Source organism: Pandoraea thiooxydans (genome assembly GCF_001931675.1).
Classification (GTDB): domain Bacteria; phylum Pseudomonadota; class Gammaproteobacteria; order Burkholderiales; family Burkholderiaceae; genus Pandoraea; species Pandoraea thiooxydans.
The window spans coordinates 3,310,269-3,333,981 of record NZ_CP014839.1; the positions used below are offsets into that span (position 1 = coordinate 3,310,269).

At 62.8% G+C, this 23,713-nt stretch carries 25 protein-coding genes and 1 tRNA gene; 9 read left to right on the plus strand and 17 right to left on the minus strand.

Annotation, left to right across the window (positions count from 1 at the left end):
- Positions 1-42 precede the first annotated feature (42 nt).
- Complete coding sequence (locus PATSB16_RS15140; RefSeq protein WP_169834623.1) at positions 43-921, plus strand: Wzz/FepE/Etk N-terminal domain-containing protein; 879 nt, start codon at positions 43-45, stop codon at positions 919-921.
- A gap of 44 nt (positions 922-965) precedes the next feature.
- Positions 966-1,829: a symmetrical bis(5'-nucleosyl)-tetraphosphatase gene (locus tag PATSB16_RS15145; protein ID WP_047214920.1), complete on the plus strand. Its 864-nt coding sequence runs from the start codon at positions 966-968 to the stop codon at positions 1,827-1,829.
- A gap of 93 nt (positions 1,830-1,922) precedes the next feature.
- On the opposite strand, the gene PATSB16_RS15150 is transcribed toward PATSB16_RS15145, so the two are convergent.
- The 9 genes from PATSB16_RS15150 to PATSB16_RS15190 form a co-directional block, all read right to left on the minus strand.
- Positions 1,923-3,143 carry an acyltransferase family protein gene (locus tag PATSB16_RS15150; RefSeq protein WP_047214921.1) on the minus strand — a complete coding sequence of 407 codons (1,221 nt, stop codon included), beginning with the start codon at positions 3,141-3,143 and terminating at the stop codon, positions 1,923-1,925.
- 84 nt (positions 3,144-3,227) lie between these two features.
- A complete protein-coding gene (locus PATSB16_RS15155) occupies positions 3,228-4,046 on the minus strand; it encodes a lysophospholipid acyltransferase family protein (RefSeq protein WP_047214922.1) in 819 nt (272 codons plus the stop codon).
- A gap of 10 nt (positions 4,047-4,056) precedes the next feature.
- Complete coding sequence (locus PATSB16_RS15160) at positions 4,057-5,361, minus strand: dihydroorotase (RefSeq protein ID WP_047214923.1); 1,305 nt, start codon at positions 5,359-5,361, stop codon at positions 4,057-4,059.
- A gap of 5 nt (positions 5,362-5,366) precedes the next feature.
- Positions 5,367-6,326 carry an aspartate carbamoyltransferase catalytic subunit gene (locus tag PATSB16_RS15165; protein ID WP_156884776.1) on the minus strand — a complete coding sequence of 320 codons (960 nt, stop codon included), beginning with the start codon at positions 6,324-6,326 and terminating at the stop codon, positions 5,367-5,369.
- Positions 6,319-6,819 carry a bifunctional pyr operon transcriptional regulator/uracil phosphoribosyltransferase PyrR gene (gene pyrR, locus PATSB16_RS15170; protein WP_072628663.1) on the minus strand — a complete coding sequence of 167 codons (501 nt, stop codon included), beginning with the start codon at positions 6,817-6,819 and terminating at the stop codon, positions 6,319-6,321. Before pyrR ends, PATSB16_RS15165 begins: the two co-directional genes overlap by 8 nt.
- Complete coding sequence (ruvX, locus tag PATSB16_RS15175; RefSeq protein WP_047214925.1) at positions 6,806-7,219, minus strand: Holliday junction resolvase RuvX; 414 nt, start codon at positions 7,217-7,219, stop codon at positions 6,806-6,808. The genes pyrR and ruvX overlap by 14 nt, the downstream gene beginning before the upstream one ends.
- Positions 7,216-7,785, minus strand: coding sequence for a YqgE/AlgH family protein (locus tag PATSB16_RS15180; protein ID WP_047214926.1), 570 nt, complete (start codon positions 7,783-7,785; stop codon positions 7,216-7,218). The genes ruvX and PATSB16_RS15180 overlap by 4 nt, the downstream gene beginning before the upstream one ends.
- A gap of 147 nt (positions 7,786-7,932) precedes the next feature.
- Entirely contained in the window at positions 7,933-9,114 is a 1,182-nt protein-coding gene (locus PATSB16_RS15185) for a hypothetical protein (protein WP_052892708.1), read from the minus strand.
- A 133-nt stretch (positions 9,115-9,247) separates the two neighbouring features.
- Positions 9,248-9,418, minus strand: coding sequence for a rubredoxin (locus tag PATSB16_RS15190; RefSeq protein WP_047214927.1), 171 nt, complete (start codon positions 9,416-9,418; stop codon positions 9,248-9,250).
- A 186-nt stretch (positions 9,419-9,604) separates the two neighbouring features.
- Here PATSB16_RS15190 and thiD point away from each other — a divergent pair, with 186 nt between their 5' ends.
- Entirely contained in the window at positions 9,605-10,456 is an 852-nt protein-coding gene (gene thiD / locus PATSB16_RS15195; protein WP_047214928.1) for a bifunctional hydroxymethylpyrimidine kinase/phosphomethylpyrimidine kinase, read from the plus strand.
- A gap of 27 nt (positions 10,457-10,483) precedes the next feature.
- Here thiD and PATSB16_RS15200 read toward each other — a convergent pair whose 3' ends face one another.
- From PATSB16_RS15200 to recA, 8 genes are all read right to left on the minus strand, one after another.
- On the minus strand, positions 10,484-12,253 hold the full coding sequence (locus PATSB16_RS15200) for a PglL family O-oligosaccharyltransferase (protein ID WP_169834624.1): 1,770 nt from the start codon (positions 12,251-12,253) through the stop codon (positions 10,484-10,486).
- 85 nt (positions 12,254-12,338) lie between these two features.
- Complete coding sequence (locus PATSB16_RS15205; RefSeq protein WP_047214930.1) at positions 12,339-12,848, minus strand: pilin; 510 nt, start codon at positions 12,846-12,848, stop codon at positions 12,339-12,341.
- Positions 12,849-12,980: 132 nt separating this feature from the next.
- Positions 12,981-13,703 carry a TerC family protein gene (locus tag PATSB16_RS15210; RefSeq protein WP_047214931.1) on the minus strand — a complete coding sequence of 241 codons (723 nt, stop codon included), beginning with the start codon at positions 13,701-13,703 and terminating at the stop codon, positions 12,981-12,983.
- A gap of 182 nt (positions 13,704-13,885) precedes the next feature.
- Positions 13,886-14,767 (minus strand): succinate--CoA ligase subunit alpha, encoded by an 882-nt coding sequence (sucD, locus tag PATSB16_RS15215; RefSeq protein ID WP_047214932.1) that lies wholly within the window; start codon positions 14,765-14,767, stop codon positions 13,886-13,888.
- 86 nt (positions 14,768-14,853) lie between these two features.
- The gene (gene sucC, locus PATSB16_RS15220; protein WP_047214933.1) at positions 14,854-16,020 is read right to left on the minus strand and encodes an ADP-forming succinate--CoA ligase subunit beta; all 1,167 of its coding nucleotides are present in this window, start codon (positions 16,018-16,020) and stop codon (positions 14,854-14,856) included.
- On the minus strand, positions 16,017-16,688 hold the full coding sequence (locus PATSB16_RS15225) for a DUF2889 domain-containing protein (protein WP_047214934.1): 672 nt from the start codon (positions 16,686-16,688) through the stop codon (positions 16,017-16,019). Before PATSB16_RS15225 ends, sucC begins: the two co-directional genes overlap by 4 nt.
- 110 nt (positions 16,689-16,798) lie before the next feature.
- Entirely contained in the window at positions 16,799-17,335 is a 537-nt protein-coding gene (gene recX / locus PATSB16_RS15230; RefSeq protein ID WP_083566810.1) for a recombination regulator RecX, read from the minus strand.
- Entirely contained in the window at positions 17,336-18,397 is a 1,062-nt protein-coding gene (gene recA, locus PATSB16_RS15235) for a recombinase RecA (protein ID WP_047214935.1), read from the minus strand.
- A 155-nt stretch (positions 18,398-18,552) separates the two neighbouring features.
- Between recA and PATSB16_RS15240 the strand changes: the two genes are divergently transcribed.
- From PATSB16_RS15240 to PATSB16_RS15260, 6 genes are all read left to right on the plus strand, one after another.
- Positions 18,553-19,242 (plus strand): response regulator, encoded by a 690-nt coding sequence (locus tag PATSB16_RS15240; RefSeq protein WP_047214936.1) that lies wholly within the window; start codon positions 18,553-18,555, stop codon positions 19,240-19,242.
- A gap of 24 nt (positions 19,243-19,266) precedes the next feature.
- Complete coding sequence (locus PATSB16_RS15245) at positions 19,267-20,829, plus strand: sensor histidine kinase (protein ID WP_083566811.1); 1,563 nt, start codon at positions 19,267-19,269, stop codon at positions 20,827-20,829.
- A gap of 149 nt (positions 20,830-20,978) precedes the next feature.
- A complete protein-coding gene (locus PATSB16_RS15250) occupies positions 20,979-22,637 on the plus strand; it encodes an MFS transporter (protein ID WP_047214937.1) in 1,659 nt (552 codons plus the stop codon).
- A gap of 99 nt (positions 22,638-22,736) precedes the next feature.
- Positions 22,737-22,813 (plus strand) — tRNA-Met (locus PATSB16_RS15255).
- A 253-nt stretch (positions 22,814-23,066) separates the two neighbouring features.
- Complete coding sequence (locus PATSB16_RS21320) at positions 23,067-23,267, plus strand: DUF6538 domain-containing protein (protein ID WP_418303901.1); 201 nt, start codon at positions 23,067-23,069, stop codon at positions 23,265-23,267.
- 21 nt (positions 23,268-23,288) lie between these two features.
- On the plus strand, positions 23,289-23,651 hold the full coding sequence (locus tag PATSB16_RS15260; RefSeq protein ID WP_047214938.1) for a hypothetical protein: 363 nt from the start codon (positions 23,289-23,291) through the stop codon (positions 23,649-23,651).
- Positions 23,652-23,713 lie beyond the last annotated feature (62 nt).

A 23,713-nucleotide genomic window follows, 5' to 3' on the forward strand; every position in this document is an offset into this window, starting at 1 on the left:
TTATGCCTCGCACCTTTTTCGACCGACCCTCGCACCACCGCTATGCAGAGCCACATTACCAACCCCGACGAAACGTATGACGACGAGATTTCGCTTGCCGATATTGTGGCCTTTATCGTCAAGCATTTGTATTTGATCATTGCCTTTGCCCTGACCGGCCTATTGCTTGGCACGGGCCTTTCGTGGATGAGCCTCAACCAATGGCAGGCCAACGCCGATCTGCAGGTCGGCCAGATTCAGTATGCGGGCGGTGGCGCGCAACCTGTACTGATAGAACCGGTCGCACAGACGGTGGCGCGCGTGGAGTCCCGCTCGTTTCAGGACGCCTTGCTCAAATCGCAAAATCAAGATCCGGCGGACGATACGGCGCCTCTGGTGAAATTGGTGAGAAAAACGCTGACGGCGAAGGCGGTAGTCGGCACCAGTTTGGTGCATTTGTCGGTTCGCGGTTTCACCCCAGACCAGTCCAAAGCCCTGCTGCAAGCCTCGGAAAAGATGTTGATCGCAATCCACGCCGAGGAAGCGGATTCTCTGCTGAGTGAATTCCGGGCCAGGTTGGCGCGCGTGGATCAGGAACTGACCGAAAACGACGTTCAGATCAAAAGACTGAACGATGCGATTGCGCAGCGCGCCAAGGCACCTGCGGCAGCGCACGGCGCCAACGACGCTCTGCTGCTTGGTTTGATGAGCAAGGCCAGCCAGGACCGGCAGGATCTGATGAAGCGCAAAACCGCTCTGGAAGAGCAGTTGAACCCCAATCTCTCGTTTATTTCGAAGCCGCTGGGTGACATTACCGTTTCCGACAAGCCTGTCTACCCTCTTCCGGTGCTCTTTGCGGTAACCGGCTTGGCGATCGGCTTGCTTGTCGGCCTCGGCCTCGGCTGGCTGCGCGACCTGCGTCAACGCGGTTGGCAAACATGATACCGCACGTAGCCAAATCATTCAGCGCCAGATCATCCATTTAGATGATGCCACGCTACGCCGTCGGTGACCTCCAAGGCTGTTGCGATTCGCTGCACCAGCTACTGAGCCAATTGCCGCCCGAGGCGGCGCAAGCACGTCTGTATTTCGTGGGCGATCTGATCAACCGCGGCCCGGCTTCGCTGGCGACGCTACGTGCGGTGATGGCGCTCGGCGATCGCGCGCGGGTGGTGCTGGGCAATCATGATCTTCATTTGCTGGCGGTGGCCGCTGGCGTGCGCCCGCTGCATGCTTCCGACACGCTCAGCAACATTCTCGCCGCGCCAGACCGCGACGAGTTGATTGACTGGATTCGTCACCGGCCGCTGGCGCATTTCGAGGGTGGCTTCCTGATGGTTCACGCAGGTGTACTGCCGCAGTGGGATGTGGCACAAACACTCGAACTGGCCCACGACGTCGAGCAAGAACTGCGCGGGCCGGGCTGGAAGTCGTTTCTGTCGCAGATGTTCGGGAACCAGCCCGACCGGTGGCATGCGGGGTTGACCGGGGCGGATCGCCAGCGCATTACGATCAACGCATTGACTCGGCTGCGCTTCTGCACTGCCGATGGGAAAATTGATTTCAAGGTGAAGGAAGGCGCAGGCAACGCACCGCCCGGCTTCGTGCCGTGGTTTGACGTGCCTGAGCGCAAGACCGCAGACGTTACGATGGTGTTCGGCCACTGGTCGGCGCTGGGGCTTATGCTGCGCGACAATGTGATGGGCCTCGATACCGGTTGCGTATGGGGCGGCCAGTTGACGGCGGTGAAACTGGCGACAGAGCCCGCGCAGCGAAAAGTCTATCAGGTGGCGTGCCCGCAGATACACGACCCAATGGCATTCACTGCAATGCCTGGGTCACACAGATAGGCACGGGATATCGACCAGCGGTTGATCTCGCAATTGCCGTCAACCCGTTACTCTCATCCAGCGCTGCGAATTGCCGGTCCGCCTCTCGCTTGATCAGGAAGGCACGGACGATTTGCGCTCCATGTCTGCACCTCGCCGCAGGGAATCCTGAGACGGCAGCATCCATGTTGGCATCTTCAATTTAAGAAACGGGTGCTCAACGAATCGGAACGTTACTGACGCAAACAACACCGTTGCGATCGCGACGACCGAAATGACGCACCAGTACGTGACGACCGCCATCGTGGGTATGGCGACAAAATGATTCACCAAACGCACGATCAAATACAAGACAAAATTGTGAAGCAGGTAAATGCTGTAACTGATCGCTCCCAGCACTCGCGCAGGACGGCAGGTCAGAAGCCCAAAAAGTGTATTTCCATTTGCGATCAACAAAAATGGCAAGAAAAGCAACGGAGCTGCGGCAACGCGGTAGACCGTCGGTACAAACATGGCAATACAAACGAATAATCCGACAACCACCACGGATGCAAAACGCGTCGTGGCGAATTGTTTAAGCTTGGCGCTTCGCATACCGAGCGTTGCCGCTAGCGCGCCATAGAGGAAATACCACTCAACATGGGTCTGCGAAAATAGCGCAATAAGGATTGCCGATATCAGAGCAGGCACAAGCGCTGCCCACCCCTCGGCAAACAGCGCCAGCAAAGGGAAGAGAAGATAAAACTTCCACTCGTAAACTAAAGACCAATAAACCGTATTGATCAGGAACGTGTTTTTGAATCCATTGACATCAGGATTGCCGGGAATCGTGAATGTCAGCCAGGAAACAATTTGTCTGGCGATTTCGACAAACGAAACATTCATCCGGAAATGAGTCAGGGCGAATGCTGTGATAATCAGCAATGCTGCACTGAACCAAAACATGGGAACCATGCGACACAGCCTCGACCAGAAGAACCGTTTCGCATCGAACCTCGCTCCCCCGATGAGTGCCCTATTCCAAAACAGAAAGGCAGTCACCATGAAAAACATGGCGACACCTCCCTGCCCAAAAAATGTTGCCAGCCGGGACGGAGGTACGGTCCAGCTACCTTTTAGGTAATAAAAGTAGGTAATGACGCTGTGATGAAATAAAACACCCAGGGCAAGGAAGCCCCGCAGTCCATCGATTGAGTGAAATCTCTCGCTGGCAATTTCCTGATCAATGAGCTTTTTGTAGAACGTGCATCTGGAAGCCAATAGAGATGCCACTGCCAAGAGCAGTACCGTGATCAATGCACACGGAACTATCAGAGCAATCCCGGCCAGTTGCATGATATTTGCCTGTTATTTGATTGGGTCGGATTATATGTCAGCCCGCGATGCGGGCAGGGCGTGCGGGAAATTGGCAGGTCAGCTTCAACGATAAACGCGGGATACCACTGGCTCCAGTACCTCGGCAGTTTCGACAACCGCCACCATCTCGCTCACTCCCTCTTCCCGCTGGAAACCGCACAACGCCTGCGCGACCGCCGCTTCGGCCAGCGCGGCAACCTCGCGCCGGTGGGCACCTTCCGGTATCGACAGCGGCTCGCCGATCGACAGATGCACGGTGAGCGGGGGCGCGTTCAGGATGGCGTTGATCGATTGCATCAGCGTGGTGTCGCCGGCATAGGACGGCGCCATCGATTGGCCACCGTCGGCAGCGTCGGCGTAGTACAGGCACAGTGGCTGGATCGCCTTGCCGGTGGAGGCCGGTGCATGTAGCAGATTGGCATGGAACGGCAGCAGCGTCGTGCCGTCGCTGGTGGTGCCTTCCGGGAAGACGGTCAGCGCCTCGCCGGCATCGAGCAGTTCTGCCAGGTGATGCATGACGCGCTTGGCGTCGGCGCGGCGTTCGCGCTGCAGGAAGATGGTGCCCATCTGCACGCTGAGCCAGCCGACCAGCGGCCATTGGCGAATTTCCGCCTTGGCGACGAAGCGCACCGGACGCCAGGCGTTGATGGCGAAAATATCGATCCAGGAGATGTGATTGCACACCAGCATCACGCCGCCTTCAGCCAGCGGCGCCTGCTGGTGCACGACGAGCCGCATGCCGCAGAGCTCGAGCAGTCGCGTCGACCAGGCACGGGCGCGCGTGGCTTTTTGCTCGACGCTCAAGCGCGGGAAAATGAACGCGCAGGTCAACAGCCCGCGCAGCAGGTGCGCGGCCAGTCGCAGTTTTTTGATCAGTAGCACGGTGGCGGCCCTAGCTGGATTCGCGCGGTGCGCGCTGCTCGAAGACAATCTGCCCGCCGACCAACGTGACGCGCACGCGGCCCGGCAATTCGTAACCGAGAAACGGCGTGTTATGGCCCTGACTGCGCAGCATCGCCGGCTGCACCTGCCAATGCGCTGCCGGGTCGAATACGCAGAGATCGGCCACGGTGCCTTCGGCGATTTGCCCGGCTCTCGCACCGGCGCTGCCGAGCACGTCGGCCGGCGCGCTGGTGATGCTGGCCAGCGCCTTGACCAGCGGTATGCGCATTTCATCGGCCCATTTCAAGGTGAGCGACAGCAACAGTTCGAGGCCGGTGGCGCCGGGTGATGCTTCGCCGAACGGCAGCAGCTTTTCGTCATCGTCGACCGGAGTATGATTCGAACAAACAGCGTCGATGGTGCCGTCGGCCACGCCAGCCCGAATCGCGTCGCGGTCGCGCTGCCCGCGCAGCGGCGGGGTGAGGCGGCATTGCGCATCGAAATAGCCGATGTCCATATCGGTCAGGTGCAGGTAGTTGGCGCCGACGTCACACGTCATCGGCAAACCTTCGGCCTTGGCCGCACGCATCAGGGCAACGCCGTCGGCGGACGACAGCCGGCACAGATGCACGCGGGCGCCGGTGATGCGCACCAGCTCGATGATGGTATGCAGCGCAATCGTCTCGGCGGCCACCGGCACGCCCGGCAAACCTAGCCGCGAGGCTACCGCGCCGCTGGCGGCCACGCCCCCCTTCGATAAAAATGGATCTTGCGCACGCAGCCAAAGAGTGTAGCCAAAGGTTTTGGCGTATTGCATGGCGCGCTGCAGCACTTGGGTGTCGACGATCGGCACATCCGCCTGCGAAAACCCGACACAGCCAGCCTCGGTCAGTTCGCCCATTTCGGTGATGACTTCACCCTTGAGGCCGACGGTCAGCGCGCCCAGTGGGTAAACGTGGGCCTGATTCAGGCCCCGGGCCCGAAATTTGAGCATTTCGACCAAACCGGGCTCGTCGAGCACGGGGTCGGTATCGGGCAGGCATACCAGGCTGGTCACGCCGCCAGCCACTGCCGCGGCCATTTCGGATTCGAGCGTGGCGCGGTATTCGTAGCCCGGCTCGCGCAGGCGCGCCGCCAGGTCGACCAACCCCGGGCAGATCACCAGCCCGCTGGCGTCGACGGTCTTGTTGGCGTGAAAATCGGCCGGCGCGCGGCCAATGGCGGCGATCTTGCCGGCAGCGATAAAGATATCCTGCGGCGCATCGGTGCCGCTGACGGGGTCGATCAGCCGGCCGCCCTTGAGATGAATTTTCATGGTGTTCAGTCGTTGTTGGCAGCGACGATGCTCATGACCGCCATCCGCACCGCGATACCGAAAGTCACTTGTTCGAGGATCACCGATTGCGGGCCGTCGGCCACCGCGGAGTCGATCTCGACGCCGCGGTTCATCGGCCCGGGGTGCATCACGATGGCATCGGGCCGGGCCAGCGCCAGGCGCTCCGCGGTCAGGCCATAGCGTTTGAAGTATTCGCCGGCCGAGGGCAGCAGCGCGCCGCCCATGCGCTCGTTTTGCAGGCGCAGCATGATGATCACGTCGACCCCGCGCAAGCCTTCGTTCATATCGTGAAAAACGCGCACGCCCATTTGCTCGAGCCCCGAAGGCAGCAGCGTGCGCGGGCCGATCGCGCGCACCTCGGGCACGCCGAGCGTGGTCAGCGCATGGATGTCGGAGCGCGCCACGCGCGAGTGCAGGATGTCGCCGACGATTGCCACCGTGAGCTTGGTGAAGTCCTGCTTGTGATGGCGAATCGTGTACATGTCGAGCAGCCCCTGGGTGGGGTGCGCATGCCGGCCGTCGCCGGCGTTGATGACATGCACGTGCGGCGCGCAGTGCTGGGCAATCAGGTACGGCGCGCCGGACTGCGCGTGCCTTACCACGAACATGTCGGCGTGCATGGCCGAGAGATTGTTGATGGTGTCGAGCAGCGATTCGCCCTTGCTGGTCGACGACGCGTTGATGTTCAGGTTCAGCACGTCGGCAGACAGGCGCTTGGCGGCAATCTCAAAAGTCGTGCGGGTGCGGGTGGAGTTTTCGAAGAACAGGTTGAAGACCGATTTGCCGCGCAGCAGCGGCACTTTCTTGACTTCGCGGTCGGTCACGCTGACGAACTGCTCGGCGGTGTCGAGAATGTGGGTGACAATCGCGCGCGGCAGCCCTTCGACCGTCAACAGATGCTTCAACTCGCCATTGCGGGTCAGCTGGGGGTGTCCCTTAAGCATGGCTGGCCTCCAGGCGGAATGAGAATTGGCCGGCCGGGTCTTGTTCCAGCACGAGTGTCTGGCTGCCGTCGAGCTCGATGGCCTGCCCGACGAAGCGCGCGCCGATCGGCAATTCGCGCCCACCGCGGTCGATCAGCACGGCCAGATCTATACGGCCCGGGCGACCGTAGTCATAGAGTTCGTTGACGGCCGCGCGGATCGTGCGTCCGGTGTAGAGCACGTCGTCGACCAGGAGAATGCTCTCGCCTTCGACGGCAAACGGCAGTTGCGTGGGACTGGCCTGGCTGTGCAAGCCTTTCTTGGCGTAGTCGTCGCGGTGCAGTGCCACATTGACCACGCCATACGCCGGGGCGCCGAGATCGCGGGCGAGCCGCTCGGCCAGCCAGGCGCCGCCGCTGTGAATGCCGGCCAGGGCCGGCAGGTCGGCGCCGTAAGCCTGGCGAATTTGCGCCAGCAGTGCCTGATAGAGGGATTCCGCGTTAATGGGGGGCATGTTCGTCAAAATATTGCTGCAAGATGATGCGCGCGGCTTCCGCATCGAGCGGGCCGTTGTGTCCGGGCCCGAGCGCGCTCGAGGCCGCAACCGAAGAATAACGCTCGTCGACCCAGGTGACCGGCAGGTTGAAACGTCCGTTGAGCTGGTTGCCGAAGCGCCGCGCCTGCTGCGTCATCGCATGCGGCGTGCCGTCCGGGTGGGTGGGCAGCCCGACCACCAGCGCCGTGGGCTGCCAGGCACTGATCAGCGCGCCCACTTCGGCAAAACGGGTTTCGCGATTGAGATTGGCAATGATGGTCAGGGGGCGTGCCTGGCGCAGCAAGGTGTTACCGATCGCCACACCAATACGCCTCTCGCCGTAGTCGAAAGCGAGCAGCGTCGCCTGCGCGTCGCTCATGCGTGGCCTGCCTCACCCGAGAGCATCGAGGCACTCACGCCGAGCAGCGAGAGCGCCGCCTCGAAACGCTGCGCCGGCGGCACGTCGAACACGATCATCGGGTCGGCGGCCACGGTCAGCCATCCATTGCGCGCGATTTCGTCCTCCAGCTGGCCGGCCCCCCACCCCGAATGTCCGAGCGTGAGCAGGAATCGGTTGGGCCCGCTGCCTTGCGCGACAGCCTCCAGCACATCCTTGGAGGTGGTCATTTCGAGTCCGCCGGGCACCGCCAATGACGACGTATATTGCGCGCCGCTCGCCTCGTGAAGCACGAAACCGCGTTCGGTCTGGACCGGTCCGCCGAAATAGACGGGCTGATGCGCCAGCGGTTCGATTTCCAGCTTCAAGTCGAGCCGCTCGAAGAGAGCCTGCAAGTCGATGTCGGTCGGCCGGTTGATGACCAGGCCGATCGCACCGCGCTCGCTATGCTCGCACAGGTACACGACGGTGCCGGAAAAAGTGGGATCGGCCATGCCGGGCATGGCGATGAGAAACTGATTGGTCAGGTTGATTTGATCGTTCGGCATAACGCCAATTCTAACAAAGCCCGGCGGCCCGCCAAGGCAAGGGGGTCGGCCTTGCGCCGAGGCGCGTTTGCGATGTCCTTACGGGGACTTTAGCACGGATTGCGGCGCATGATGGCCGCGCCGGGCCCTTGTTTTGCGGATGGCAGGCTAGATTTTGCGGCGCAGCATCGCCTCGCGCGCCGCGGCCAGTTCGTCGACCTGTTTGGGCCGTGGCTCGGGATAGGTATCGGCGGCGAATTGATGCAGCATGCCGTGCAAAGTTTGCGCCGCGTTGGCCGCCAGTTGGGGCCAGGCCTCGCCGGGCGCCAGCCCGTGCCGCTCGGCGCTGTCGCCCACGGCACCGAGCGCCGCCGCGAGCCGGGCCACCGAAGCCAGGCCGACGCGATGCGCATGGCGGGCAAGGGCGAAGGCCGCCGCCGGCCCCGGCAAAGCGGGCAGCAGGGCATCGGCCTGGTCGAGAAAGGCGGCGCCGGCTTCTTGCTGTACCGCCAGCGGACCGACCGTGCGCCACTGACGGCTGAGCGGGGTCTCGTCGGTCGGGGTCGGGACGTCCACCGGGCGAGCCATCAGCGGCTGCAGCATGCCGAAATCGCATAAAACGGCCTGGTTCGCCGGTGCGGGGGCCTCGGCATCCGCGATGGCAAGCTCGGTCAGGGTTTGTCGCACAAGGGCCGGATCGACTTCGCCACCGCCGGCATCACCTTGCAGTTGGCGGCCCAGGGTCAGGTTCATTTGGGCGCACAGGCGCTTGAGCGACAGTGTGACGGGGCGACCGGCCAAGGCGCGCAGGGCCGTTTCGGCCAATCGCCAATAATCGAGCACGGTGTCGGTCGCGGCAAGGTCCCGCGCGCACCCGGCCAGCGCATCGAGCGCCTCGCCGCCGGCGCTCGCGTCTTGCAGCATCGGCAGCAGCGCGCGCTCGAAACGATTGCGCACAGCGCGCGGCTCAGCCGGCGCGGACCAGCGTGCCGCCGCGATCGGCCAGCCGGCGAGTTGCCCGGCAATCGCCGAGGGCGACGCAGCGCCGGGCGGCACACCCGCATGCCAAATAGCCTGTTCAAACTCGCGCAGCGCGTTGCGCAGCGGGTCGGTCAGGGGGGTGGGGCCGTAAGCTGCCTCGGCAATGGCGCGCACCAGCGACTCGCCCTGCTGGTGCCAGTCGGCATGGCCGGTGTTCTGAAGGATGCGGTTGGCGCGTCGCAGCGGCGGCAGCACGGCGCCCGGCCCCTCGCCCGCCCAGACTTCGGAGGCAGCATTCAAGGCCTGTTCGACATCCGGCAAGCGCCACAATGGGGCTTCCGGCGTCAGCGTGTCGGCGCGGATCGCCAAGGGACTCTCCCTGCTTCGGCGCCAGGCGGCGCCGCCCCGGAGGTTATGGATCTGGCTGTTCTGAAATGCTTTGCTGTGAATTCACCATCGAGACTGCCGGGCCAGCACGCCGCGCGCGTCGGCCCGGGGCAGCCTAGATCTCGACCATCTCGAAGTCTTCCTTGCGTGCACCGCACTCCGGGCAAGTCCAGTTGATCGGCACGTCTTCCCAGCGCGTGCCGGGTGCGATGCCTTCTTCCGGCAATCCGGCGGCTTCGTCATAAATCCAGCCGCAAATCAGGCACATCCAGCTTTTGTATTCCATGTTTCTTCAGTGTTTTCGTGCGGAGCAAGTCACGCTGTGGCGCTCATCGGAGCGCTGGCAGGGCGCGTTGCAGATTCGTTTTAAATCGCCGCTTATGCGATGACCGTTCCGTTACAATCGGTTCAGGCGAGATGGTACCGTGGAACCCGCCGCCTGAACAGACCGCTCCGGCTCAAGAATAGAGATATGCCCAACGACGCGCCCCCCCTGATATTGACGTTTGGCCCGGCCGACCCTACTGGCGCCACCGGCGTGCAGGCCGACATCCTTACCTTTGCCAGTATGGGCGGGTACGGTGTCTCGGTGCTGACGGGCTATACGCTGCAAGACTCCCGCACCTGCGACGACGTGGTCGCGGTCGACGCGGAGCTGATTGCCGACCAGGCCCGCATGCTGCTCGAGGACATGCCGATCGCGGCCTTCAAGGTCGGTGGCACGATTCGCGCGGAAAATGCCAGCGCAATCGCCGAGGTCGTCTCCGACTACGACGACATGCCGCTGATCCTGGCGCCGGACTTCACGCTGCCCGGCGAACATCTGCTGAGTGCAGACGAGTTGCGCGAGGCCACCGCGACGCTGCTGGCGCCGCAAACCACGGTACTGGTCGCCAGCCATGCGTCGATCCTGCTGCTCGCGCAACCCTTCCTGGATGCCGACAATGCCCCGCTGGACGAAGCCATCGGCGTATTGCTGGAGCACGGCTGCGAGTATGTGCTGGTCACCGATTCCGGCACGCAGCAGGTGATCAACACCTTGCACGGCGAGACCGGCCTGGTCCGGCAGGACACCTGGGAGCGCATGCCCTATCCGGTGGCCGGCGCGACCGACACGCTGGCGGCGGCCATCACGGCACTGCTTGCCAGCGGTCTCGAGCCGCCGGCGGCCGTGCGCGAGGCGCAGGAGTATCTGCAGCAGGTGATGCTCAATGCGTTCCGGCCCGGCATGGGGCGGTACTTTCCGGATCGCTTCTTCTGGGCGCGTGGCGACGAGAGCGAGGCGGACGAGACGGGTGACTCGGGAGAGTCATCGGGTTCGTGAGCGCCGCTGCACCGGCCGGCGCGGCGGCTAACCTGGTGCCGCGGTGCGCAGGTTGGCAGCGCGCGGCGCGCCGTAGCGCTGCTCCAGTTGACGCACGAACGGCTGCAACCTGTCGCCCTGCGCGCGGCACAAACGCAGCAGATTGCGATATTCCACCGCAAAGGCGGCGCCAGCCAGTGACTTCAAACGCGCGACATTGAGCAGTGCTGGCTCGTCGCGGCCGGCCAGCGCCAGCAGTACGACGTAGCGCTCGATCAGCACATTGCTGGCGCCCAAGGTCAGCGCCTGGCGGTGCGCGGCGATCTTGGCATCGAGCTGGTTGGAGTCGAGCACCAGCGACTCAGTCACGGCGTAGTCGCCGTACGAGGTGAAGAACCGCGCCGGATGCTGGCGGTAGGCCTCGATGCGGCCGGCTTCGTAAGCGACCTCGACGCGCTGGTAGTCCTGATACAGATACCCCAGCACAGCCATCGCGGAAATCACGACACCGACATGGAATCCCCACGTGATGTCAGGCTTGACGCGCAGCAGCGTGCGCGGCTCGGTGAAACCGATCAAAAACATGACGGGCAGCAGAAAGAACGCATACTGCTGCGGATATTCGAGCATCGCGTGCACGCTCAACACGCCAATGAGCAGCAAGGCGAAAACGCCGGGGGCGTCGCGGGTGCTGCGCAGCGCGCGCCACAGCCAAAACAGCAGCGGCACGAGAATCAGCAATGCGCCGATCAGGCCGGTCTTGGCTAGTACGTCGAGCACGACATCGTGGGCATTGTTGGCCATCGCGACAGTGCCAAGATGGTCAGCCAACAAAAACTGCTGGTTAATGAACTCCCCCCAACCACCGCCCAGCCATGGATGCTTGAAAAAGATTGCCAATGCATAGCGCCAGATGTTCAGTCGATCGGAAATTTGCGCACTATTGTGAAAGCGCTCGATCGCCGTGCCAGCCAGTTGCCACGCAAAGCGGTCATTGAGCCAAAGGACGCCCTGGGTGGCCACGGCCAGCACCACCGGCAGCGACAGCGGCACGAGCCAGCGGGCGGTGCGGCGCGGCGGCACCCGCCTGGGTTGAAACTCATCGCGGCCGAGCCACAGGCCGAACGCCGCTATCACCACGACTTGAACCCACGGCGTGCGCGATACCGTCAGCGCCTGCCCCGCGCACAGCAACAGGGTCGTCAGCAGCCAGACGGGCCAGCGAATCCGGCGCAAATGCCAGAGGTAAAGCGCGGCCGCGCAACCGAACGACAGATAGGTGGCAACGTGGTTCGGCTGGTACATGTTGGCGAACAGCCGCCGCCCCTGCACGCCGGTAAATTGCGCCACCACCCATGAAAAATGCGCTTCGAGGCGGGCGGCCTGCACGAACAGGCAGAACACCGAGAACAGCCCGCCGGCCACCAGCGCGTAAGCGGACCAGCGCATCAGCACGGCACGCCAGCCAAGCCGGCTTGCCCAAAACCCCGCGTGCATGACGGTGATCATCGCCAATCCGTACAGCAAGCCGATGACGATCATCAGCGGCTGGGTCAGAGGCAGCAGCCACAGCTGGAGCATCAAGACTGCGATGAATCCAAGCGGCGCCAGCACGGCGCGCGGCGGTTGCAGCAATTGCCTGTCACGCTGGCCGACAGCAATGACTAGGAGCCCTACGAGAACCGCCCATAGAAAGAAGGCCAGGCTTTCGGCGTAGAACGTCGAAATCGGGTAGGTGTGCCAGACCAGATTGAACGGCAGACTCCAGCACAACGCCAGAATCAGGCCGATGCTCGACAGCATGAGGGGGGGGAACAAGGGCGGCTTTCCTGCGGGGGCAAAAGTGCAAGGATACAAAAAAAGCGCTTGGTTCAGAAGCGCTCTTTTTAGCCTGACTCCTGGCTCAGCCCTTTTTGGGCCGGCATTCGGCCGGTGCGTATTTCGGATCGAGCGTGGCGGCGCTGTTCGCGCCATCCTTGGACTCGCATGTCCAGCCGATTTGACCGGACGGGGTCTTGCCGGCCGTCAGCGCCCCTGGGGCCGCATCATTGCCATAGGCGGCCTTGGGTGTGAGCACGAGGGTGCCATTGCCGGCGCGCTCGGTATAGGTAATGGTGATGGTGCCGTTGGTGTCGTTGGTAGCGATGGAGGCGACGTTGTCGGTGGCCATAGGCGGCGTCCAGCCGGCGGCCAGGTGCGGCGCGCCGAGCATGGCGTTCTCGGTCACGGCGGCTTTGGCGGACGATGCCAGCGACATGCCTTCCATCACGCGCGCGCGGATCAGATAATTTTGAAAGGCCGGCACGGCCACAGTGACCAGGATACCGATGATCGCGAGGACGATCATCAGCTCAATCAACGTAAAGCCGCGCGAGTCGGGCTGCTTACGTCGTAAGGTACAGCGATGCTTCATGCAATATCTCCGTGTCAGATCATATGCGCACGGGGAGAAATCCCCCAAAACCGGGCGGAGTATGCCACACCCGCCCTTCAGGCTCTCTGCCCTGGGTCAAACATCGGACAAATCCAGCCGTCATCGGCAATGCTACTCGGCGGATGTTTTCTCACCCGGCCGGCGGCGCTGCATGCGGCTTTTCATGACCAGTCCGACGAGCACCACGCCAACCGCGCCGAGAACCGATCCGATATAGTGCACGTTCTCGCCGGCCAGCACCGGCCAGTGTTTGACGCCCGGATCGGTGACGATGAGGCCGCCGGCGATCCAGCCGAGCAAGGCCGCGCCGAGCGTGATGATGATCGGAAATTTGTCGAGCAGCTTGAGCACCAGTTGGCTGCCCCACACAATCAAGGGGATGCTGACCACGAGCCCGAACACGATCAGGAATACACGATGCTCCTCGGCCGCACCTTCAGCGGCGCCGGCGATGGCGATCACGTTGTCGAGACTCATCACCAGGTCTGCAACGATGATCGTTTTGATCGCGGCGACCAGGCGGTCGGCCGGTTCGATCTTGCCGTGCGCGTCGTGCTCGGGCAGCAACAGCTTGACGCCGATCCACAGCAGCAGCAACCCGCCGGCCATCTTCAGGAAGGGAATATTCAACAGCGCGACGGCGAATACGATCAGGATCACGCGCAGGAGAATTGCGCCGGCCGTGCCCCACAGCACACCCTGCAAGCGCTGCGACGACGGCAGATTGCGGCATGCCAGTGCGATGACGACGGCATTGTCGCCACCGAGCAGAATATCGATGACGATGATTTGAAGTACTGCCGCCCAGTTGAGTGAAGCAAAAAAATCGATCATGCGGTGAAAGGTTCTCCCTGAGGTTGTATCAGGGATTCTACCTGCTCACTGCTCGAAGTGAGGTGAGCGGGCACACGCGCATAAATAAAAACGAGGGAGCCCGCGCCGCGGATTCCCTCGCTTTTTTGCAGACCCGCCTGCCGCCGGCCAACCACGCCGACGACGGGCCAGGCTAACGCGCTTTACAGCACCGACTTGAGCAAACGGCCCATTTCGGACGGGTTCTTCGTGACTTTGATGCCGCACGACTCCATGACCGCCAGTTTTTCCTGCGCCGTGCCCTGGCCGCCGGAAATGATCGCGCCGGCGTGGCCCATGCGCTTGCCCGGGGGCGCAGTCACGCCCGCGATAAAGCCGACCACCGGTTTCTTCATGTTGTCCTTGGCCCACAGCGCCGCGGTTTCTTCATCCGAGCCGCCGATTTCGCCGATCATCACGACGGCGTCGGTTTCGGGATCGTCGTTGAACATCTTGAGCACGTCGATGTGCTTCAGGCCGTTGACCGGATCGCCACCGATACCCACGGCCGACGACTGGCCCAGACCCAGCGCGGTGAGCTGGCCAACGGCTTCATAGGTCAGCGTGCCCGAGCGGCTGACGACACCGATGCGGCCCTTCTTGTGGATATGGCCCGGCATGATGCCGATCTTGAGTTCGTCGGGCGTGATCACGCCCGGGCAGTTCGGTCCGAGCAGGATCGTCTTGCGGTTCTCACGGCGCATGCGCTCCTTGAGTTCCACCATGTCGCGCACGGGAATGCCTTCGGTGATGCAGATCGCCAGGTCCAGGTCGGCTTCGACGGCTTCCCAGATCGCGGCCGCGGCGCCCGCCGGCGGCACATAGATGACCGATACGGTCGCGCCGGTTTGCGCCTTCGCTTCCTTGACCGAGCCGAAGATCGGAATCCCTTCGAAATCCTCGCCGGCGCGCTTGGGGTTCACGCCCGCCACATAGGCGGCCTTGCCGTTGGCGTACTCGCGGCACGTGCGGGTATGGAATTGACCGGTCTTGCCGGTGATGCCCTGCGTGATGACTTTGGTGTCTTTATTGATCAGAATCGACATTGCTTGATTTCCTTCATCCGGTTGCCCGGCAGCCTGCCCGCACGCCACGCGTGGCGCATCGGCCGGCTGCCCGCTTCATAGTTCGCTCAGTTGCCCTTGGCGGCCGCCACCACTTTCTGTGCGGCTTCTTCCATGCTGTCGGCGGAGATGATCGGCAGGCCGGATTCGGCCAGCATTTTCTTGCCGAGGTCTTCGTTGGTGCCCTTCATGCGCACCACCAGCGGCACCTTCAGCGACACGGCCTTGGAAGCGGCGATGACGCCTTCGGCGATCACGTCGCAGCGCATGATGCCACCGAAGATGTTGACCAGAATTGCCTTCAGTTCCGGGTTCTTCAACATGATCTTGAACGCTTCGGTCACCTTCTCGGTCGTGGCACCGCCGCCGACGTCGAGGAAGTTGGCCGGCTCGCCGCCGAACAGCTTGATGGTGTCCATGGTCGCCATTGCCAGACCGGCGCCGTTGACCAGGCAGCCGATGTTGCCTTCGAGCGAAATGTAGGCCAGATCGAACTTGGAAGCTTCGACTTCGGCCGGATCTTCTTCGTCGAGATCGCGATAGGCGACGATTTCCGGATGACGGAACAGCGCGTTCGAATCGAAGTTGAACTTGGCATCGAGGGCGATGACCTTGCCGTCGCCGGTCACGATCAGCGGATTGATTTCAGCCAGCGACGCGTCGGTTTCCCAGAATGCCTTGTAGAGGCCTTGCAGCGCGGCGCGACCTTGCGGCACCGAAGCTTCGGGGATGCCGATCTTGCGCGACAGGTCGTCGGCATCGGCGTCGGTCAGGCCTTGCGCCGGATTCACGTAGACCTTGTGGATCAATTCGGGGGTCTTGGCGGCCACTTCTTCGATTTCCATGCCGCCTTCGCTCGAGGCCATCACGCAGACTTCCTGCGTGACGCGATCGACGACCAGACCGACATACAGTTCTTTCTTGATGTCGGCACCCTCTTCGACCAGCAGACGGCGCACTTTCTGGCCTTCGGGGCCGGTCTGGTGCGTCACTAGTTGCATGCCAAGGATCGCGTTCGCGTATTCGCGCACCTGATCCATCGACTTGGCCACCTTGACGCCGCCGCCCTTACCGCGGCCGCCTGCGTGAATCTGTGCCTTGACGACCCACACCGCGCCGCCCAGTTGCTCGGCCGCCTTGACGGCCTCGTCCACGGAAAAGCACGGGATGCCGCGCGGCACCGCGACCCCGAATTTTCGGAGAATTTCCTTGCCTTGGTACTCGTGAATCTTCATGCGTGATTCCCTTCTTGCTGAGTTGGATGGTTCGGATCAATCGGGCGAACGGAGGCCACCATCCCGGCCTCATTGGGCGCCTTGGGGTGTTCGTTCACTCGTTCGGGAGCGCGGTGGTTATACCAGCGCGGGTAATAGCGGCGCACGGCTTCGCCTTCGAATTTGAGCGCGTGGCACCGGTCGAGCTGGAAGGGCGGCGCGGCATTGTCGTCGGCGCTTCCAGCCGTATCGCGGGTGTTGATGACCTCGCCGGCAAACGCCTGGATGGCAGCCGTCGGCAAAACACCGCATAGTTCGGTCAAGTGGGTACAACCGGCTTTGCCGGCGAGTCGTTCCTGGACGGCTTTGCGGAATCCCCGGCCAAGATTCAGGCCGATCAGTTGCCGGTAGGCCGGACCAATTTGATCGCAAATCCCCGGATAGGGCACCCAGTCGGAAACCGCTTCGGCTTCTCGCACATTGAGCGCCTCATCGATCGTCACGCGCAGCCAGAGTTCGTGCACTGGAGAGCCTTGCGGGCGAACGCCGGTGGCGAGGACGAAATCACGCGCCTTGTGGTCGGTCAAACAGGCTTCGATGTCCCACAAGCCGTCGTCGCGCGCGTACGCTTCGACACGGATCGTGCGGAGATGATGCGGGGTACGGGGGGCGGGCTCGGAGAGCGGCATGCGGAAATGAGAGGCATGAGCGCGGAAAGGACATGATTTTAGCACAGGACGGCCGGAACCCCTCCTGAGCGGCACGTCAGCCGGGCAAGGGTGCCCTGGCAACCGATCGCTCAATCGTCGAAATCGGCGCCGCGCACGACCTTGCGGATCACACCCTGGGAAAACCCCCGCCCGGCCAGGAAGCGCATTTGCCGGGCGCGCTCCTGCGGCGAGTCCGCCGGCTGGCCGAACTTTTTTTGCCAGACGGCCTGGGCCCGTTCGAATTCAGTACCGCGCAGCCGCTCGGCAACATCGCTGACCGCCTGCGGATCGAGCGCATGCTGCTTGAGTTCGCTGACGATGCGGGAGGTGCCGAGCCTGGAAGCCCGGCGATTGACGACGCTTTCCGCGAAGCGCTGATTGGAGAGGAGGTTCTCTTGCTCGAGGAGATCGAGCAGTGCGTCGAGTTCTTCTTGACTGTCGGCATGCGGCGCGAGCTTGCGCCGCAGCTCGAGCCGGCTATGCTCGCGGCGCGCCAGATAAGCCAACGCCCGGCCTTTGAGGCTCAGGCCGGGACGTCGGCTCGCGTTTTCCGTTTTGGGCGGCGAATCACCCTGCGCCGCATCGGTGACTTCGGTCGGTCGACGATACGGCCTGCGCGACATCATTTAGGCGTCGTCTTCCTCGAGCACTTCGCTCTGCGGCATGGCGATGACACCCAGGGATTCACGCACCTTGTTTTCGATTTCCCGGGCGATTTCCGGATTTTCCTTGAGGAATTCACGGGCGTTGTCTTTGCCCTGGCCGATTTTCTCGCCCTTGTAGCTATACCAGGCACCCGCCTTCTCGACGATCTTGGCAGTAACGCCGAGATCGATGATTTCGCCTTCGCGCGAAATGCCGGCACCGTAGAGAATATCGAAAATCGCCTCGCGGAACGGCGGCGCGACTTTGTTCTTGACGACCTTGACTCGGGTTTCCGAGCCGATCACTTCGTCTGCTTTCTTGATCGCGCCGATCCGGCGGATATCAAGGCGCACCGACGCGTAGAACTTGAGCGCATTGCCACCAGTGGTGGTTTCAGGGTTGCCGAACATGACACCGATCTTCATGCGGATCTGGTTGATGAAGATCACCATGCAGTTCGTGCGCTTGATCGTGCCGGTGAGCTTGCGCAGCGCCTGCGACATCAGACGGGCTTGCAGACCGGGCAGCGAATCGCCCATTTCACCTTCGATTTCCGCCTTGGGCACCAGGGCGGCCACCGAGTCGATGACGATCAGGTCGATCGAGCCAGAGCGCACCAGCGCATCGGCGATTTCGAGCGCCTGTTCGCCGGTGTCCGGCTGGGAGATCAGCAGATCGGACGTGACCACGCCCAGCTTGCCGGCATATTGGATGTCCAGCGCATGCTCGGCGTCGATGAAGGCGCACGTGCCGCCGATTTTCTGCATCTCGGCGATCACCTGCAGCGTCAGCGTGGTTTTGCCGGACGACTCCGGGCCGTAAATCTCGACGACCCGGCCGCGCGGCAGGCCGCCCACGCCCAGAGCGATGTCCAGGCCCAGCGACCCGGTGGACACGACTTGGATGTCGGGTGCGACCTCACCGTCTCCCAGGCGCATGATCGAACCCTTGCCGAACTGCTTTTCGATTTGCGCGAGGGCCGCGGCCAGTGCCTTGCCTTTTTCGGCAGTCAGGCCAGCAGGCGCTTTCTTGCTATCTTCCATGAATCGTCCTTTGCTATGATGAGGCGGCGGTGCAGCGGGATGAGGGCACGCTTTTGGGTACTGTATAAAAAAACAGTGTTCTTTGCAAGCGTTTGCGCTGATAAAACCCCAAAACCGGCCGAACTCAGGTCGTTTTCAGAGAGCATATCAGGGTCATGCGGATTCTAATCGCCGAAGACGACAGTATTTTGGCCGACGGTCTGACGCGTTCGCTGCGCCAGACCGGCTACGCGGTCGACCACGTCGCCACCGGCCTGGCGGCCGATTCGGCGCTGGCCGCGCAAACCTTCGATTTGCTGATTCTCGATCTGGGGCTGCCCAATCTTTCCGGGCTGGAGGTCCTGCGCCGTCTGCGCGCGCGCCATTCGCACCTGCCGGTGCTGATCCTGACGGCGGCCGACAGCATCGATGAGCGCGTCAAGGGGCTTGACCTCGGTGCGGACGACTATATGGCCAAGCCGTTCGCCCTGGCCGAACTGGAGGCGCGCGTGCGGGCGCTGACGCGGCGCGGCCCGGGCGGTGGCGCCACGGTGATCCAGCATGGTCCGCTCAGTTTCGATCAGGTCGGCCGCATTGCCTATCTGAACGATCAGATGCTCGACCTGTCGGCGCGCGAACTGGAATTGCTCGAAGTCCTGTTGCTGCGCACCGGCCGGCTCGTCTCCAAGGAACAATTGGTGGACCACCTGTGCAGTTGGGGCGAGGAAGTCAGCAACAACGCGATCGAAGTCTATATGCATCGCCTGCGCAAGAAAATCGAATCGAGCGGCGTGCGTATCGCCACCATTCGCGGGCTCGGCTATTGCCTCGAGAAACTCTCCGCCAGCCCCGTCGGCGCGGTCTGAACCCACGCACCACACCGGCTGTCCATGCGCTCTTTCGATCATGCAGTCCGCCAGACGGACGAGCCCCTGCCGGACCACCCCGGCCAGACCTACGACTTCGCGCCGCCCGACGAATCCGAGCCGCGCTCGCCGTCGCGCTCGCTGTTCGGCGAAATACTCGACTGGATGCTGGCACCGTTGCTGCTGCTGTGGCCGCTGAGCCTGGCGGTCACCTATCTGATCGCCCAGTCGATCGCCAACGGCCCGTTCGATCACACGCTGCAAACCAATGCCTATGTGCTTGCGCAACAAGTGCACCGCGACGGCGCCCGGGCCTCGCTCGCGCTGTCGCCCGCTGCGCTCGATTTCCTGCGCGCCGACAGCGCCGGCCAGATCTACTATCAGGTGCTGGGCGCGCACGGCGAACTGTTGGGCGGCACGCCCGACTTGCCGCTGCCGCCGGAAGATGCGCACTCCCCGACCGGCGTCGTGCATCTGCGCGACGGCACGCTCAAAGGCAACGACATCCGTATCGCCTATCTTTATGTCCAGTTGCCGCCAGCCACCCCCGGTGTGGCCATTGAGCCGGGCACGAGCGCTCTGGTGCAAGTCGGCGAGACGCTCGAGCGCCGCAACCGCCTGGCCAACGCGATCATCAAAGGCGTGATTCTGCCGCAATTCATCGTACTGCCGCTGGCGATCGTCCTGGTGTGGTTTGGCCTCACGCGCGGCCTGGCGCCGCTGCATGCGCTGCGCGAGCATATTCGCGCGCGCCGGCCCGACGATTTGTCTCCGCTTCAGGCCGAGCGCGCGCCGCCGGAAATCGCGCCGCTGGTCGGCTCGCTCAATGAATTGCTGGGGCGCCTCGAGCAAAGCATGCAGATGCAGCAACGTTTTATTGCCGATGCCGCTCATCAGCTAAAGACGCCGCTGGCCGGATTGCGCACTCAGGCAGAGCTCGCCCTGCGCCAGCTTTCGCCTGACGAATTGCGGCGCTCGCTGTCGCAAATCGCGGCCAGTTCGGAGCAGGCCGCGCGCCTGGCCAATCAGTTGCTGGCCCTGGCACGCACGGAAAACAGCGCGCGCGATCCGTCGGCCTTCAGTGCCATCCCGCTCGACGCGCTCACACGCAACGCGGTACAGGATTGGTTTGAGGCCGCCCGCGCGCGGCAGATCGACCTCGGCTATGAGGCGCCGGCCCAGCCGCTGACGCTGACCGGTCATGCGCTGATGCTGCGCGAGATGCTGAATAACCTGATCGACAACGCGATTCGCTATACCCCCGTGGGCGGCAGCGTAACCGTGCGCCTGCGTCCGGCTGCCGACGGCGAGTCCGTGCTCATCGAAGTCGAGGATACCGGCCCCGGCATCCCGATTGCCGAACGCGAACACGTGTTCGAGCGCTTTTATCGGATTCTCGGCAGCGGCAGCGACGGCAGCGGCCTGGGGCTGGCCATCGTGCGCGAGATCGTTCAGATTCATCGTGGCGACATCGTCATTGCCGAGCCACACCCGCCCCACCCGGGCACGACGAGCGGCACGCTCATACGCGTGAGCCTGCCGCTCGCTCCGGCACCGACGACTTCCCCGCCCGCCGTGCCGTCGTAGCCGGCACCCCCAGTACTTTTCGTCTTTGGCGCATCGTCAGTTTTGCGTCAGTTTCACGTCAGCGCCCGGTAAGGTTGCCAGCCAATAATCGACGGGACGGCTTGATCGTCGATTCATATCCATAAATAAATATATCTGGAGACAACCTCATGGCAACCGCCACCCTTGCTGCTGCCCGCGCGCCGATGACACGCGAGGAACGCAAAGTCATTTTCGCCTCGTCGCTCGGCACCGTGTTCGAATGGTACGACTTCTATCTCGCCGGCTCGCTGGCCGCGTATATCAGCAAGCACTTCTTCTCGGGGATCAATCCGACGGCGGCTTTCATTTTCACGCTGCTGTCGTTCGCCGCCGGCTTCGCGGTGCGGCCATTCGGCGCGCTCGTGTTCGGCCGCCTGGGCGATCTGGTCGGGCGCAAATATACGTTCCTGGTCACCATCACCCTGATGGGTCTCTCGACGCTGGTGGTCGGCCTGTTGCCCGGCTATGCGTCATGGGGCATTGCCGCCCCGGTCATTTTCATCGGCATGCGCCTGCTGCAGGGCCTGGCGCTCGGCGGCGAATATGGCGGCGCCGCCACTTACGTCGCCGAGCACGCCCCGGCGGGTCGCCGCGGCGCCTACACCGCGTGGATTCAAACCACCGCAACGCTCGGCCTGTTTCTCTCCCTGCTGGTCATCCTCGGCACCCGCACTGTGCTCGGCGAGGATGCGTTCGGCGCCTGGGGCTGGCGCGTGCCGTTCGTGCTGTCGATCGTGCTGCTGGCCGTCTCGCTCTGGATCCGCTTGCAATTGAACGAATCGCCTGCCTTCAAGCGCATGAAGGAGGAAGGCAAGACCTCCAAGGCGCCGTTGACCGAATCGTTCGGCCAATGGAAAAACCTGAAAATCGTCATCCTCGCGCTGATCGGCCTGACCGCTGGACAAGCCGTGGTGTGGTACACGGGGCAGTTCTATGCGCTCTTTTTTATGACGCAAACGCTCAAGGTCGACGGCAATACCGCCAACATCCTGATCGCGCTAGGGTTGCTCATCGGCACGCCGTTTTTCATTGTGTTCGGCGCACTGTCGGATCGTATCGGGCGCAAGCCGATCATCATGACCGGCTGCCTGATCGCCGCGCTCACCTACTTCCCGCTCTTCAAGGCACTCACCCATTACGCCAATCCGGCGCTGGAAGCGGCGTTGGCGCGCGCGCCGATCACCGTGATCGCCGATCCCGGCGAATGCTCGTTCCAGTTCAATCCGGTCGGCACTTCCAAATTCACCAGTTCCTGCGATATCGCCAAGAGCACCCTCGCCAAAGCCGGGCTGAACTACAGCAACGAGGCCGCGCCGGCCGGCAGCATTGCGCAGGTGAAGATCGGCGACAAGATCATCACCGCGTATAACGGCAAGGACGCCGACGCCAAAGCCAAGGCGAAAGAGTTCGACCAGGCGATGACCTCGACGCTGAAAGCGGATGGCTATCCGCCCAAAGCCGACCCGGCCCAGATGAACAAACCGATGATCGTCGTGATCCTGGCCATCCTGGTGATTTTCGTGACGATGGTCTACGGCCCGATCGCCGCCATGCTGGTCGAGATGTTCCCCACCCGCATCCGCTATACGTCGATGTCGCTGCCCTACCACATCGGCAACGGCTGGTTCGGCGGCTTTCTGCCCGCCACCGCGTTTGCCATCGTCGCGGCGCGCGGCGACATCTATTCCGGGCTGTGGTACCCGATCATCATCGCGCTGGTCACCTTCGTGATCGGAACGCTGTTCATCAAGGAAACCAAAAACACCGATATCTACGCCCAGGACTAGCGCGCAAGCCCGGAAGAATCGCCCGGGCAAAGCCGGCCTGAGAAAGCCGCATTTGGTTGTTGACTTTGCCAGGCCGCGTTCTTATAATCGCCCGTCTACGGCGAATTAGCTCAGTTGGTTAGAGCGACGGAATCATAATCCGCAGGTCCGGGGTTCGAGTCCCTGATTCGCCACCACGCATTACCAAAACTGCGCGCTTCCGAAAGAAGCGCGCAGTTTTGCTTTGGGTCCTTGAAAATCAAGGACTTGGCGAAGATATAAACCCGTCTCTCTAGGCTGCTTGGTGCTACATCGAACTGCTACAGTGGACGCCCCGGCGTCCGGCTTCGGTGGCACAAGGACAACCTTGCCCCTGAGAGGACACCATGCCTTTGCAACATTGCCTGACGACCCGCCGCCAGTCCGTGGTTCCCCAGTTCCCGACGTTCCATCCCGGCAGACCTGCAGCAGCTTTTTGGCCAATTCGAGCTCGGTGGCTCGCTTCATACCTGCGAAAAGGCCGATGCCAAGCGCCGGCAATATGCGCTCGTTGCCGCCACAGATAGCCTCTTCGAAGATGCCCGAATGCTGCGCGCGACCGGCTCGGCAAACCGGGACGCCCTCCTGCACGAATTTGCCCGGCAACGCTAACTCATCTGCGCCGGTCGGACTGTGCGTTATTCGGCTTCGCCCGAGGCTGCGATCGAAGCCGGTGACGCGCCGGCCGAGGGCCAGTTGCCCTGCTGGCCGGCGGTCTATGACGAAGTCTTCTCCTCAGACGCACACCCCGCCATCAAGGCCCATTTCAGCCTCAAGCCGTCGATGATTCCACGACTATTTGCTCTTCGGCGCGCGGTCATGCTCCAGGGAGATGATGTACTGCGCTCCACCGACTCACGCGAGGACGTGCGAGCCATGAGCGTAGGACTGGCTGAACTCGAACAGGACATCACGGACGACATCGCCCGCGACGACACGTCTGCCATTCGTGAAGAAGCACTTACCCCCGCATCTTCACCCGGCCGCGCCTGTTAGACGCCAAAAGTCTCACCTGATGCAGCGCGATATCTCCCGCGATGCGTCCCATCTCCGGTGCA

Bases quoted from the DNA above. Each gene is read 5' to 3' on its own strand.
- PATSB16_RS15140 (WP_169834623.1), top strand. From the start codon at position 43: ATGCAGAGCCACATTACCAACCCCGACGAAACGTATGACGACGAGATT.
- PATSB16_RS15150 (WP_047214921.1), bottom strand. From the start codon at position 3,143: ATGCAACTGGCCGGGATTGCTCTGATAGTTCCGTGTGCATTGATCACG.
- recX (WP_083566810.1), bottom strand. From the start codon at position 17,335: ATGATGTCGCGCAGGCCGTATCGTCGACCGACCGAAGTCACCGATGCG.
- recA (WP_047214935.1), bottom strand. From the start codon at position 18,397: ATGGAAGATAGCAAGAAAGCGCCTGCTGGCCTGACTGCCGAAAAAGGC.
- PATSB16_RS15180 (WP_047214926.1), bottom strand. From the start codon at position 7,785: ATGCCGAACGATCAAATCAACCTGACCAATCAGTTTCTCATCGCCATG.
- PATSB16_RS15145 (WP_047214920.1), top strand. From the start codon at position 966: ATGATGCCACGCTACGCCGTCGGTGACCTCCAAGGCTGTTGCGATTCG.
- PATSB16_RS15225 (WP_047214934.1), bottom strand. From the start codon at position 16,688: ATGCCGCTCTCCGAGCCCGCCCCCCGTACCCCGCATCATCTCCGCACG.
- PATSB16_RS15165 (WP_156884776.1), bottom strand. From the start codon at position 6,326: ATGCTTAAGGGACACCCCCAGCTGACCCGCAATGGCGAGTTGAAGCAT.
- PATSB16_RS15160 (WP_047214923.1), bottom strand. From the start codon at position 5,361: ATGAAAATTCATCTCAAGGGCGGCCGGCTGATCGACCCCGTCAGCGGC.
- PATSB16_RS15240 (WP_047214936.1), top strand. From the start codon at position 18,553: ATGCGGATTCTAATCGCCGAAGACGACAGTATTTTGGCCGACGGTCTG.
- PATSB16_RS15250 (WP_047214937.1), top strand. From the start codon at position 20,979: ATGGCAACCGCCACCCTTGCTGCTGCCCGCGCGCCGATGACACGCGAG.
- pyrR (WP_072628663.1), bottom strand. From the start codon at position 6,819: ATGCCCCCCATTAACGCGGAATCCCTCTATCAGGCACTGCTGGCGCAA.
- sucD (WP_047214932.1), bottom strand. From the start codon at position 14,767: ATGTCGATTCTGATCAATAAAGACACCAAAGTCATCACGCAGGGCATC.
- sucC (WP_047214933.1), bottom strand. From the start codon at position 16,020: ATGAAGATTCACGAGTACCAAGGCAAGGAAATTCTCCGAAAATTCGGG.
- PATSB16_RS15245 (WP_083566811.1), top strand. From the start codon at position 19,267: ATGCGCTCTTTCGATCATGCAGTCCGCCAGACGGACGAGCCCCTGCCG.
- PATSB16_RS15205 (WP_047214930.1), bottom strand. From the start codon at position 12,848: ATGAAGCATCGCTGTACCTTACGACGTAAGCAGCCCGACTCGCGCGGC.
- PATSB16_RS15210 (WP_047214931.1), bottom strand. From the start codon at position 13,703: ATGATCGATTTTTTTGCTTCACTCAACTGGGCGGCAGTACTTCAAATC.
- thiD (WP_047214928.1), top strand. From the start codon at position 9,605: ATGCCCAACGACGCGCCCCCCCTGATATTGACGTTTGGCCCGGCCGAC.
- PATSB16_RS15190 (WP_047214927.1), bottom strand. From the start codon at position 9,418: ATGGAATACAAAAGCTGGATGTGCCTGATTTGCGGCTGGATTTATGAC.
- ruvX (WP_047214925.1), bottom strand. From the start codon at position 7,219: ATGAGCGACGCGCAGGCGACGCTGCTCGCTTTCGACTACGGCGAGAGG.